This is a genomic window from Chitinophaga sp. YR573 (assembly GCF_900110995.1).
In the GTDB taxonomy this organism is placed as follows: domain Bacteria; phylum Bacteroidota; class Bacteroidia; order Chitinophagales; family Chitinophagaceae; genus Chitinophaga.
The window spans coordinates 985,293-998,245 of record NZ_FOJF01000003.1; the positions used below are offsets into that span (position 1 = coordinate 985,293).

Genomic DNA, 12,953 nt, shown 5'->3' on the forward strand with positions numbered 1-12,953 from the left:
TTACAATCTCGGAATGTCAAATTGCAGTCGCTGTTTTTTAGACAGCGGAAATGTGTGCATATTGTTCGCACTTTTCAACTCTTTTCACCTGTCAGGATAAAGATAGGAACATTATACAATGTTACCAATTTATTGGTACTAATAGCGACCGAAAGCATTTGTACATTTTGCTTCAAAGGGATAAAAGTGGGGGTGCAAGTCATTTAAGGTATTTATAGATCTCCAGGATTGTTTCTGTTTTATTTTTCTTTGTTCCGGCATTGCAATCCATTTACTCCTTTCATTTGCAGGTTGTATTACTCAAACGATTGTATTATTAGGGTTGGTTTTGTCTTATTTTTTTTCCCAAGTAGTAAACTGCAACCATACAATATGGTCGGTATTTATTGTCAACCCGATTTAACCATTTATTTCTTTCTTGTTCTAGCTGTCGAATAAATCCAGCTTTATCATTCTTAAATCTCTTACTTTCAGCTCTTACTTTTTCTTGAACTTCAATATATATTTCGCTCCGGCCATCTTTTAAAGTCTGCATATTTAAATTTAGAATATCATTGAGTTGTCTGTCAATTTCAGAATTATCATTGATAGAACTAATCTCGCCTTCAGGATTATATTTAAAAAGAGCTTCATAATTTGGGCGACTAGATGTCGGATTAACTGTCAATTCAAAATTCGCCTTTTTGGTGTCACAAGTTTGAAGCTTTTTTGGTTTCCCTTCATTTCCAGTACAAGCACCATGTAGGTTTGAATAAGTAAGTTGAAGTTCTGAATGAGTGTCTTGACATAGAAAATGTTCTACTTTCATATCATAACTAACTCTTCCTTCTTTTTCAACTTTTTCAGGTATACGTTTCATACAATAACAACAAATGTGGCCTTGCTCTGATAATAAACTTTGGCGCAATTCCTCTTTTGTTTCAAGTGGAATATTATCAAAATTTGAATGCTTTTTTGCTCTATGTTGAAGCAAAGAAGTGGGTTCCGCTATTTTAATTACCTGCTTCATTTGTATCCTCTTGTAAATAATCTAATTGCGTTTTTGCCCTGATCATTGCTGGGTCATCTTCCCCCAAAATTTCGACAAGCTTAGTGTATTCAGCTTTTGATTTCTCCAATTCTTCATCTTCTATTAAATTAAATAAGATACTTAGTGATTTTGCAACTTTCTTGTTTCTTCGTTCTACACCCATCATTTCGTAAAGAATAGTGCTAATGTCTCTGCCATAATATTTGGGTGTTACTTTTACAATTTCGCCATCCTCCATGATTTGAACATCACAGCTTGCAGGATCCGCGTTGCTTAATAATTGTGGCGAGTGAGTTGTTATTAAAAACTGGCTTGTATTAATTTCATTTATAGTAGCTAATTGATTGATGTTTTCAATAAAATTTCTTTGCCAAGATGGATGTAAATAAGTATCGGGTTCATCAAACAAAAACAATGTATTTTCATTGTTTACTAATTCAATAAGACCTCTAATAATTATGGCTTGTTGTTCTCCTTCACTTAAAACATTAAAAGTTTTTTTACCCCCGTCTTCTTGAATAAAAGAAAACTTTATTTCTGGCGCAAAACCATCAATTGTTAAGGTATTTAAGATTTTAAAGAAGGTTTTCTCCTCAGTAAAATGCTCTCTGATTTCAAACAGTTTTTCCTGACCCCAAATGGTAATATTTAAAACTTCGTTTTGCCAACCCTCGATAACAACATTACCTTTTGATCCATTGGTTAGTGAATTTTCATCAATTAGTAAGGGGGAACCAATGCTATCCAGAAAATCTAAAAATACCTTAACCTCTCCTTTAGCTCCCCACCAATTTTCCATTTTACCTTTTCCCCACCCTGGTTTCTTTAGTGAGATTTTAATACTTTCAACTCCTTTTATCTTTGCTCTCTGATTTAAAAATTCGGGAATATCGCCAAACTCATATGACAAAAGAGTAAGTAGAATAATTTCAAATAATGTAGGTTCAAAATAAAAGAAAGGACGATGAATATTTGTGTTCCCTTTTCTAAAATTAACTGAAAGCATTTCATCATGAGGTAAACAAATTTTCTTCATTATTTCGGCAAGCCCTGAATAATAAATTACAATATTGCTGGGCAATATCTTTTCAAAATTACCAAAATGCTTTTCAATTTCGTTTTCTCTTTCAATTATTTTATCCGCGGAGAATACTTTGAACATAAGTGGTTCATCTTTCTCACTTGCAGATATTTCAACTTTTATATATTCTGTTTTGAATTCGCTTGTTGTAGCCGTTTGTTCTAACGTTTCTTCTAACCGTAATTCATATTCTAATTTGAAGCCGAACTTTGACTGCTTCTTTAAAAAAGCGTCACTAAATATTTGTGCAATGCTTTCAAGTATCGTTGACTTACCCGAACCATTAATGCCAATAAGAATGGATACATCTTTATGAAAGTTGATACTAAACTCCTTCAACATTTTGTAATTATCTATATATAAAGAAGTAACTCTCATTTCTTTTATTTTGTCTTTATTTCTAATATTAAGTCAAATACTGATTTGAAGTGTTTGAACTCATTGTCTGGAAACGTGTTGCAATCTCTGTCTAACGCCCTTTTTACATTTTCTTTCGTTACTATAGTGTTAAGGCTTTTGAATGACCTAAATACATATTTGTTCAATAGAGCCTTACTAAAATAGTCTTCGATGTTAAAGTTATCGTCTCCTCTATAAAACGGCCTTTTTTGAAACATTGCAACCCAAATTTCACCTTGTTTTCTAAATCTATTATAATTGCCGTTATTAAATTTATTATTATCCCCTCGATCAAAAATCTTGTTTATGGAACCCCATCCAGCTTGATCAGCATCAAACAAAGCTATAATGTGTTGCCCTGTTTTTGGTGTGAACTTTTTAGTCATTAGTTTAACGCCATCTGCGCCACCACAAGGCAAATATTCAAATTTTAAATTTGCATAACGAGGTTCTGTTTTCTGTAAAACTTCTAAAGCCTTTTTTAAAAAGGTTTCATCTGATTTACCTTCAATAAGTAAAATGTCATTTTCAGAATTCAAGAATATATTTTGTTCTTGATAGCTCCAAATCCCCTTTGTTAGTTCATGAACGATCTCTTGCTTTTCTTTTGCCTCTATTTGTGCGTCGTTGTTTGGCTTTTTGGTAAGCATTGTAATATGCTTCAAGTCAAAGTTATGCGTCAAAGTTGGTGAATGTGTCGTTATTATATTTTCCCTATTAGAATATTTGGTAAGCAGTTTTTGAATTTCTTCTTTTCTTGAAAGATGTATATGGCTATCAGGCTCGTCCAATAAAATCAAAGAATTTTCATCGCCAACGACTTCTAGTATTAGCATTATCAAGAGAAGTTTTTTTTCTCCTTCACTTAAACATTCAGCATCAAGATTGGTGTTATAGTTGATTTGAATTTTAGTTATTAGTTTGTCATCTTTCGGCATGAATGACACTGTCAGATAACGAAAAACTTCAATTTCAGTAAGGAAATTTAAACGCGCTTTAAATGTTGCTAAGTCTATTTCAATAGATTGGTCTTTGTTTGGGTTTAAAGCCAAAATGAAGTTCGTAACAGGATTAGGACTTTTCAGAAAATCATTCAACTTGGCTATGTCAAATGTGAATTTAACTGTATTGAAAGTCCTTATACCTAGGGTGTTTTGGCAAAAATTACTGAGATCTGAAAAAACAGAAAAATCATAAAAATGTAATGTAAGTAAAGCAATGTTCCAATAGTATTTATTGATGTAAACCAAACTTGTGTTTGGAAGTGTTGCTCCACGAATTGCTTTTATGTATTCTTCGTAAAATGGCCAATAGTATTTATCCCACAACCTACTTTCCTCACCACTATATGAGCTTATTAATTGACTTGGTAAATGTTCTGTTTTCAAATTATCTACAATGTCATTTATTTTGAATTTATAAGCGCCATTTTCAAACGTAACTTCTACTTTGTACGAGTCTTTATTATAAACCAATTCATAATTAAAGGGTGGATTATATTTGCGGTCATAAAGTCCAGCAAAGATTCCACTTATTGCTTCAAGAATATTGCTCTTGCCACTTCCATTATTACCAATTAAAACAGTAATTCCTGCTTTGGTTGAAAAGTCTATTTCAAAACTATCCAGATTTTTGAACCGACTATTTATTCTTAATTTCTGTAACCTCATTAGCTAAATATTGCTTTTTCAAAATCATGTATTGCTCTATCAATAAAATTTACAGATTTAAATTTTAAGGCTTTAATTTGATTTTTATAATTGGTAATTGTTTTTACAATTTCAGTTTGTAATGTTAATGAAGGAACGACTACTTTATAATCTGAAATTATACCCGCATTAAGATTGGGCTGGGCACTCCCGTATGCCATTTTTTTAAGATTATTTGTTTGTGTTTGTAGAAATTCCCACAAATAATCTGTAAGTACAATTTCATTGTTTATATCAAACAATACGGCACAGGCTTGATTAGTAGCTGCTTTTACTCCGAGTTTAGCTGTCTTTCCTATTGTAGCTCCATACATTGCAATAGCAATACTCCCTACATCGTAGAGTTTTGCACTGCTAAATTTCAAAGCATCAGATGTGATTTTCTCTTCGGTATCATAAATTATGTTATTATTTAACTCACCTGTCTTAATCCACGGAATGTTTCCATTTTCAAAATATTCTTTACGGCTTCGAGATGGAGTACCACCACTACTAATTTTACACAAATCACTTACGCTGTATTTCCTGAAATTGCTTTCATTTAATGCCACATTACCTTTAATAAAATCCAAGCCCCATTTTTCTAAGTATTCAAATTGAACTAATTGAATCCCCTTTTTTAAAATTCCCTCTTCCTCCTTTTCCAATCCTAATTGCTCAAAAAAATAGTTTTCAATTTCACTTTCTAACTTGATGGCTTGTTGCTGTAGTTCTGAAGCTTCTCTTACATTTTTGTTATAATCATTTACTATTTTGTTTTGTTCTGAAATAGAAGGTAATGGTATTTTTTGATTTAAAAATAAATCAATATCCATTCTTTGTCTATTGGTAGTTCCACTACTACAACTTTGAGCAAACTTAATAAACTCTTTAGTTGTAGTTATTAACAATAGAAATTGTGGATTAATCCTTTTCTCATTTACCTCAAATAAAGGAAAGTCATTTGTTACAATAGCCCCATCTAAATCATTTGGAATTATTCCAAATGCTCCATTTCTAGCATCAATTTTTGAAATAATGAATTGTCCTGAGTTTGCTAAATACTGTTTTTTTGTACCAATGTTTATTCCTTGTTCTATATCCCTTAATACAACCCCATTATTATTTATCTTAACGGTTACTCGTTTATAAAATTTGCCATCTTCTATATTTACAATTTGCCTTTTTTTTATTAAAAACTCTCCGATTTTGGCGAATTCAAATCTATTTGAGTAATCTACTTTAGAATCAAGTAAAGTTTGTACACTCCAATTGTCTAGCTGAATTAGTTCAATAAATTTCAAATATGTGCTTACTGCTGACTGCATTAGCTAATGTTATTTTCCGTAAAAAACTTCTGGTTCTGAAAAAACGCCTTCCACAACTTTTACCCTACGTATTTCTTTATCTGCTATTTGATAAGTTATTTCTTCAGCATTTGTTGCCCACAATTTATTTTTCTCACGGAATGTTTTAAATTCCTTCGCTAAAGGCTCCAATTCGTTTTCTATTTGTGAACCAGTGCTACTAATACCAGCTTTCTCTACTGCTGCGACTGGTATTTGGTAATTGAATTCTCTTTTTAATTGCATTCTTACTTCATGAAGTATATTATCCTCAATTTCCTTTAGTTCAGCTCTCAATTTTTTCTTTTCTACTGTACTAGGCGTTAGTTTACCCTTCAATTCTAATTTTTTAAGTATTTCATTGGTTTTAGATTCATATTTTCTACTGATTTCAAGCTTTGCATTTTGGCCTATTTTCTCCCATTGTTCAGCTTCTTCTTTTGTGAATTTTTTAAAGAAAAGTAAACTTGGTTTTACTGTTGCTCCGCTTGCAATGAAAACATCTTGTGGAATAGATGTAATGAGTAATATTTTAGCTTTACTTTCTATAAAATCTCTTATTTTTTGCAAGTTGGTATTATTCAAAACACCTTCTGGTAATACTATGCCCATTCTTCCTCCTGGTTTAAGCAGGTTTAAGCATCGTTCTATAAATAAAACTTCAGTAAGAGTACTCATACTGCCAGTTTCATATAGATCTAATAGGGAATTACCCACATTATCATTTACTTGTCTTAATGCTTCATCGTATGCTGATCCATAAATTTTTTGATATTTTTTGATACGCTCAACGTCTGTGAATTTATCCGCTTCCGTAATTTTCAACGTTTTTTCTATTCTGCTACCAAAGGGGGGATTAGTAAGAATCACATCAAAACGATTTTCAAAAATTCCATTTACATTTAAGAGTCCATCATTATGATGTACTCCTCCATGTCCATCACCGTGCATAATCATATTCATCTTTGCAGTTCTTGCCATTCTTGGATTTGCATCTGTGCCAAAAATGCAATTATGAGAAAGATGATGGTACCTGCTTTTGTTGTTTTTTATTTCAAATTCTTCATTTAACTTACTAATTAATCCTTGTACTTTTGTATCGATTTCTTGTTGCTTTTTTAAAGGCAATTTTTCAAATGTTTCGTCAAAATATTTCTCCTTAATTACTTTTATTTCATCCTTTATATCTTCGTCAATTTTGTTTCTTACATATTCAAATGCAGTAATTAAGAAGCCTCCACTGCCACAACAAGGATCACAAATTGTTTCGCCTTCTTGTGGTTCAAGAATATCAACCATATAGTCAACGATTGTTCTTGGCGTGAAAAATTGGCCTAACTCGCCTCTAAATGTTTTACCTAAAAACTGCTCAAAGGCTATTCCTTTTACATCATCAGAGGTGTCAGATAAGTTAAATGCTTCAAGCTCTTCAACGATCATTTCAAAGCTATTTCGCTTTATTTTTATTTGGTCTTTTGGCTCAAAAATGCCATCGTTTTCAAATGCTCTTTTTGTATTATCAAATAAGTATTGCATATAGTCTTGGTCTAAATATGCAACTTCATTCTTTAGTTTAGGTCGTATTACTAATTCATAATTTTTCTCGTCCGCTTGAAATTTGGCCTTTGAAAAGATCATCTCTTCTGTTGCGTTTCTTTCATACATTATTTTCATGAACAAAATCTTGCTTATTTCGTCAAATGCTGCTTCTGGTGATAACTTATCGTTGTTACGTATGATATTATGACAACGAGTTAAAAGTTTTGTAAACTCTTCTCTTGTAAATGATTTTGTCTCTTTTATATATTTATCTATTCTTTTATCATCAAATAGAATTTCTGCTTTGGGAATATCAGATAATTTTTCTATTTTTTTAGGCGCATTATCTTTTTGAATATGAAAGACTTTGGCTTCTTTAAGGTTTACTGCAATAAAGAAATTTGCGTTTATGGTAGATGCGAAATTATATCCTATCGAATAGTCGCTTTCCTTTATTTTAATATGTTCTGCCTTACATTCAACAGTGATAATGATTGAAGGAATTAAGTTTTTACTTTTATCTTTTTCTGAACGCCAAATTGCAATGTCCGCTTTGTACCTTTTTTTAATCTCAATATCCTGTCCTAATTGTTCTAGTGAATATCCATAAATATTTACTAGTCGAATAATGAATTCTTGTTTTAATTTTTCTTCCGCTGTATTTGTAACCCATTTATTCTTTAGGGGTGCAAATATCTTATCCCCATTTATTTCTATTTGCATAATTACTTTGTCGTTTTAGTTGAGTTAATTAACTCTCTTACATCAACTTTTAAGAGTGTAGCAATATTTACAAGATTGTCCATAGAAGGCTGAACTTCATTTGTACACCAACGAGAAATGGTGGTTTCGTTTTTCCCCAATTCTTCTGCAAGCCATTTGTTAGTCTTACCTTGTTCGGCTAAAACTGCCTTCAGCCTGTTAATTGCTTTTTTATTCATATTAATCGGCATTAAATGCAAATATATCAACTTTTTAGGTGTAGTCTAGTGAAAAACATTATTCGTTCTACCCCAATTAATTCAGCCCGTTGTTTCTCCATTTTAGACTGAATAGCATGTTGTCACATTCATATATCGTTTTGTTAGCGTGTAAGTTCACTTTATGGTGAATACTCAGATTGCAAATGATCTCAATTTTCATTTTGCCATCCTAATTCTTTCATGGCTGCATAAGCATTCAATATCCGACACTGAAATATTTAGAGATATTTATAATCTGGCAGCAAATTGTCCGAAGTCAAAATGACCGATCTTTTAGAGAATAGAAGAGTGTTCCAATAAACTTTGAAAGGTTAAACCAAAAAGCCATCTACACTCTGTAGATGGCCTAAATAAAAATATTGAATTCTTGCTTTTATTTTTTCTTCTCTGCCAACATCTTCTCCAGCAAGGCAATCTTTTCTCTTTCACTTTTCAATAGAGCCTCATATAATCTTTTATTTTCCTCCATTGCTTCTACCCATCTATCGATTGGATTGAATACTGGTTTATAATTAATAGCTGCGTTGTCGTTAAAATTACAAGCGATGTTATTAATTGCCGCATCCTCATTAAAATTCTTAATGGCATCTACAGGCACCTTCAACGTTTTTGCAATCTGTTCCAGTTGCTCTGGTTCAATCGTTTCTTTGGTTTCCAGTAAAGAAATACTCTGCTGGCTGATATTAAGGGCATCGGCTAACACATCCTGTTTGATATGCAGGATTTCTCTAAGGCGTTTTACCGCACGTCCCTGGTGTACTTTTTCAGGCATACTGGTAGTTGTCATAGTCGCAAATATATTGAAAACTAACAATTTGGTATTATACTAATTCCCGGTTGGTATAGTACAAATGAGCATCCTTAACCAACCCATCGGTAAAATACAACATTTTTTTATTAACGCACAGGCTTGCTTGGTTGGCTACGGCCTGACAGGGCGGTAATTTACCTTCCGGATACAGTAGCCGACAACCGATTGGCAGTAAAATACACTATAAGGCCGTTTTGGACAATAACCACCTATTTACACTATAAATCTACATCTATGCCAAAAACAGTAGAAAACAACACCTTAGCGCCGTATTACCCGCTCGCCCTACCCAACCAGGAAACCACCTCTCTACAAACCATCGAGCTATTCCTCGGCATGTTCGCACATGAACTACGCAGCCAGGTAGCCGGAACGGTACAGGTATGCCAGTACATAAGGGAAGGTAAGAATAAGGATTTTTACCTGCAGGCATTGGATAGGGCTACCCTTGATACCCTGCATGTGCTGGACAATATGCTCACCACCGTAAAAATAAGGGCCGGCAAGCTGGAGATTGCCACTGTCAACGAATCTTTCCACTTCAGGGCATGGGTACACCCGCTGATACGGTCTTTTGACGATGTTGCCGCTATACAGCGAAAAGACATCAGCCTGACACTTCACCCTTCACTGGAAGAGGCTTTTATCACGACCGACAAAGTAAAATTGGGCCAAATTATCCAAAACTTGCTTACCAACGCTCTTAAATTCAGCTATCCGAACACCTGTATAGCGGTAAATTGTCATATTCTGCTGGCCGGATTGATCATTCAGGTAATCAATCAGGGCATGGGCATTCCTCCGGAAAAAACTGCCACCTTATTTGCCCCCTATGAACAGCTTGATAAAGGGTTGGCAGGCACAGGCTTGGGGTTATACCTAAGCCGGTTATACTCGCAGGCTTTGGGCGGATACCTTACCGTAAAGAGCAATCATGGGAATACTGTTTTTACGCTAACAATACCCGTTTACCGTTAAACCATCACCTCATTACCGCACTAAAACTTTACCTATGCGCAATAACCTTCCACACTTGTCCAAACTACAGATCACTCAGTTGGCCAAACTCATTGAAAACATACTACAGGCGATGCAGCCAGAACTTATTCTCTGTTTAGGCAGCCGTACCACCACCATGCAGGATTGGAGTTGTTTTTGGGAGGAAGAAGGCTACCGTCAAACCGTATTTCCCACTACCTACGACCTGCTGATCCTAACAGGTGAGGGTGAAAAGAGGGTCGATCATGAGCTGATCCAGTTGATAGAGCAACAGGCCCGGGCGCTGCCCTGTGAGGTAACCTGCATGATACAGCCATTCCATGCTTTTCATGAAGGGCTGGAAAAAGGTTACCGTTTTGATACGACCGTTTACCGTGAAGCGGTAGCTGTTTACAGCAATGGCAGGCAGCTTTTGCCAGTCATTCCGGCAGAACCGGAACCGCAAGCCCTCAAAGGCAGAATAGAAGATCACTGGAACCGGTGTTTTACGATAGCCCAACGCTTTTTCAAGGCTGCAACCGACTGCCAGCAGGATAACTGGCCGGAACAGGCTGCTTTTAACCTGCACCAGTCCGCCCAACACGCCTGCATGGCACTGTTAAGGGTTTTTACCGGCTACCGGTCTACCACCCATAACCTCTCCCGGTTACTGGCCCTGATAGAAAATTTCAGCTTTGAGCCTTCCATTATCTTTCCCTGCCTTACCAAAGAAGAGAAGGAGTTATTCACCCTGTTGAACCGGGCTTATTCCGATGCCCGTTATAAGGAACACTACACGATCTCCGCGGAAAAAGTGACCATACTAACAGAGCGGGTGCAGGAGTTGCTGATGGTTGCAGAGATGCTTTACAAAAACAGACAGGAACAACTGGCAACAACACAGGCACTTGTATTTCCTATAAAACCCGGCCATGAAAAACAAGCGTAAAAGAAAGCCACCTGCCAGCTTCAATAGGAACGGCTTGGCAATAGCCATAGAAATAGACATGCCCGATGCATTTTCAATCGCCTGCCGTCAATTTCATGTGGGCGAACAGGAGGCATTGCAATTTTTTGCAGATCACCTCCTGTTTGCAGCGTACGTGCTGAAAGAAACAGGTGATATCTACTCGATGGCTACAACTGTTTTCGCAGCTTATACAAATACACTGTCCCAGACGCCTATTGCAAACGAATCTAAACGGCAGATCTGCATAAAATACACCAAACAGGTGATCGCGATATTGTCAGGCAACGAACAGTCGGTAAGCTACACCGCAACAATGAAAGAATGGTATGAAAAGCTATATCAAAATGATCAATACAATAGCTGATGAAAAAGACATTTAAGATACAGCACACACATGATAGTTATGTAATGACATCCCTTACGCAATGTTCCTTACAGGAAGTGTTACAGTTTTACGTTAACCATGTATCGGTAAACAGTTTCCTGGAGAATGATGGCGCTATAACAGAAAAAGCAACCGGTGTATTTTTATCTTTTACGCCAAAGCCGACGAGCGAAGAACACCTCCCTGATTAACCGGTTTGTAACCTCTAAATAAGGGAAGCTGCTGGCAGTATTGCCATTTTTCATTATATTAGTTTCATGCCTATAAAAGAACCTACCACAAACCCGCCCCGCATGCACATTGTCCCTTTACTGGCACAACGCTTTTTTAAGGATTATGACGCAGGCGTTCAATCGTATTCACTACCGCAGCAACTGGAATTAACAGAACACCTGCTGCATGTGTTAACGATTTTCCGGAAGTATCAGCCGGATGAACAGGAAAGTATTTTCACGCAATACCGGGAAAAAGAAGAAGCCTTATTGAAAAAATACGGGAAAACGGGAAAACCCTACTTTGACAGGCAGTTTCATCGATATTTCTATTTTGAAACGGTATTAGCCGACAAAGGCATTTTTGAATCGGAGGTATTCAATAATTTACCAGGAGATCAGCAGGGTTTAACGTTAGACGAGATTCACCAGTTTATTCAAGTCTGCCACAATAACCTCTCCAACGCCAAAATCTTCCTGTACCTTCAAATGGAACCCGAAGCAGCAGCAGCTGTTGTACCGGAACCGGCAGGCTCGGATAATGAAATGACCAAAGCCCGCCAGTTATTAGCCATTTTCTACCTGCTCAAAACAGGCTTTGCGATAGAACACCGGGATACGCATTCTGTCAGTGCCGTTGCGCAGTTGGTGCATTTACTTACCGGAACTAAGTTCACAACCACGCAGAACTCCGACATCTACAAGAAATACGCCAGCATGCCTAACTACAATAAGGGCGAGCAGTTGATTGCAGACCTGCAATTTATACAGCCTTATTTTAACCGGCTGAACATGCAGGAGGCTGTACAATTGATCGAGGAAGAAATCAACAGGGCCATCAAAGACCTGCCAGCGGGAACCAGGAATAAATACCGTAATAAAGAGATATAACTGGTAGCATTTACCGCTACCAAAAGTAACCGTTTACCGTTAAGCCATATTGCCAAAACAGGCAGTATGGCTTTTTTATGCCCACTACCGGCAGTTTTTCCAGAGAATAGGTATCCCTATAGGGGGAACCTCCCCCTCCATTCGATCTCATCTTTGTATCACGAACCGTAAACGTAAAACAACGACCGGTTTAACGGTAAACAATAAATGTCTTGTTATCATGGAAACAGCCCATACAACACAAAGCAAACCCAATGAAGGGCAGGCAGGTAAAGAATGGCGGCAGGCTACCGGAGAACAAAAAGCAACCGGTAATCCCCAGGCATGGTGGGAGCAGTTGGCGGGAACCCTGCAAGACGATAAGGAAGGCGTAAAAGGCTGGTATAAGCTATTATCAAACCCGCTTACTGTCATCATTGGCCTATTCCTTTTAGGGTATTGGCTGTTTACACAAAAACAGGGAGCTAACGCGCATATAGAAAAAGAAAGCGAACAGTTGAAAAAGGAAATGAAGCGATTAAAAAAGAAATACAAAAAGCTGCAAAAAAGCATACACAGCTCGACCAATAATAGCGGCGCATCTAACGGTTTCGTTGTATTGGATTAACGCTAAACGGCATTACTGTAAAACGATAAAATA

General features: G+C 36.2%; 13 protein-coding genes. 6 read left to right on the plus strand and 7 right to left on the minus strand.

The genetic code is table 11. The features are described 5' to 3' along the window. Window positions 1–316 precede the first annotated feature (316 nt). From BMW86_RS30435 to BMW86_RS30465, 7 genes are all read right to left on the minus strand, one after another. Window positions 317–1,009, minus strand: coding sequence for a retron system putative HNH endonuclease (locus tag BMW86_RS30435; RefSeq protein ID WP_089787430.1), 693 nt, complete (start codon window positions 1,007–1,009; stop codon window positions 317–319). Beyond that, on the minus strand, window positions 993–2,489 hold the full coding sequence (locus BMW86_RS30440; protein ID WP_089787432.1) for an AAA family ATPase: 1,497 nt from the start codon (window positions 2,487–2,489) through the stop codon (window positions 993–995). Before BMW86_RS30440 ends, BMW86_RS30435 begins: the two co-directional genes overlap by 17 nt. Window positions 2,490–2,494: 5 nt before the next feature. Then, complete coding sequence (locus BMW86_RS30445) at window positions 2,495–4,180, minus strand: ATP-dependent nuclease (RefSeq protein WP_089787434.1); 1,686 nt, start codon at window positions 4,178–4,180, stop codon at window positions 2,495–2,497. Then, a complete protein-coding gene (locus tag BMW86_RS30450) occupies window positions 4,180–5,526 on the minus strand; it encodes a restriction endonuclease subunit S (RefSeq protein ID WP_089787435.1) in 1,347 nt (448 codons plus the stop codon). The genes BMW86_RS30445 and BMW86_RS30450 overlap by 1 nt, the downstream gene beginning before the upstream one ends. 9 nt (window positions 5,527–5,535) lie before the next feature. Next, window positions 5,536–7,806: a restriction endonuclease subunit M gene (locus BMW86_RS30455; RefSeq protein WP_089787437.1), complete on the minus strand. Its 2,271-nt coding sequence runs from the start codon at window positions 7,804–7,806 to the stop codon at window positions 5,536–5,538. A 2-nt stretch (window positions 7,807–7,808) separates the two neighbouring features. Further along, on the minus strand, window positions 7,809–8,024 hold the full coding sequence (locus tag BMW86_RS30460; protein ID WP_177189446.1) for a helix-turn-helix transcriptional regulator: 216 nt from the start codon (window positions 8,022–8,024) through the stop codon (window positions 7,809–7,811). 415 nt (window positions 8,025–8,439) lie between these two features. After that, window positions 8,440–8,853 (minus strand): helix-turn-helix transcriptional regulator, encoded by a 414-nt coding sequence (locus BMW86_RS30465; RefSeq protein ID WP_177189447.1) that lies wholly within the window; start codon window positions 8,851–8,853, stop codon window positions 8,440–8,442. Window positions 8,854–9,111: 258 nt separating this feature from the next. On the opposite strand from BMW86_RS30465, the gene BMW86_RS30470 reads away from it, so the two are divergent. The 6 genes from BMW86_RS30470 to BMW86_RS30495 all read left to right on the plus strand — a co-directional run bounded on the left by BMW86_RS30470 (window position 9,112) and on the right by BMW86_RS30495 (window position 12,920). Further along, complete coding sequence (locus BMW86_RS30470) at window positions 9,112–9,855, plus strand: sensor histidine kinase (protein WP_089787439.1); 744 nt, start codon at window positions 9,112–9,114, stop codon at window positions 9,853–9,855. A gap of 34 nt (window positions 9,856–9,889) precedes the next feature. After that, complete coding sequence (locus BMW86_RS30475) at window positions 9,890–10,804, plus strand: HEPN domain-containing protein (protein WP_089787441.1); 915 nt, start codon at window positions 9,890–9,892, stop codon at window positions 10,802–10,804. Next, window positions 10,788–11,189, plus strand: coding sequence for a hypothetical protein (locus BMW86_RS30480; protein ID WP_089787443.1), 402 nt, complete (start codon window positions 10,788–10,790; stop codon window positions 11,187–11,189). The genes BMW86_RS30475 and BMW86_RS30480 overlap by 17 nt, the downstream gene beginning before the upstream one ends. Further along, window positions 11,189–11,401 (plus strand): hypothetical protein, encoded by a 213-nt coding sequence (locus tag BMW86_RS30485; protein ID WP_089787445.1) that lies wholly within the window; start codon window positions 11,189–11,191, stop codon window positions 11,399–11,401. Before BMW86_RS30480 ends, BMW86_RS30485 begins: the two co-directional genes overlap by 1 nt. 66 nt (window positions 11,402–11,467) lie before the next feature. After that, entirely contained in the window at window positions 11,468–12,313 is an 846-nt protein-coding gene (locus BMW86_RS30490) for a hypothetical protein (protein ID WP_089787447.1), read from the plus strand. A 220-nt stretch (window positions 12,314–12,533) separates the two neighbouring features. Then, the gene (locus tag BMW86_RS30495) at window positions 12,534–12,920 is read left to right on the plus strand and encodes a hypothetical protein (protein ID WP_089787449.1); all 387 of its coding nucleotides are present in this window, start codon (window positions 12,534–12,536) and stop codon (window positions 12,918–12,920) included. The last annotated feature ends 33 nt before the right edge of the window (window positions 12,921–12,953 follow it).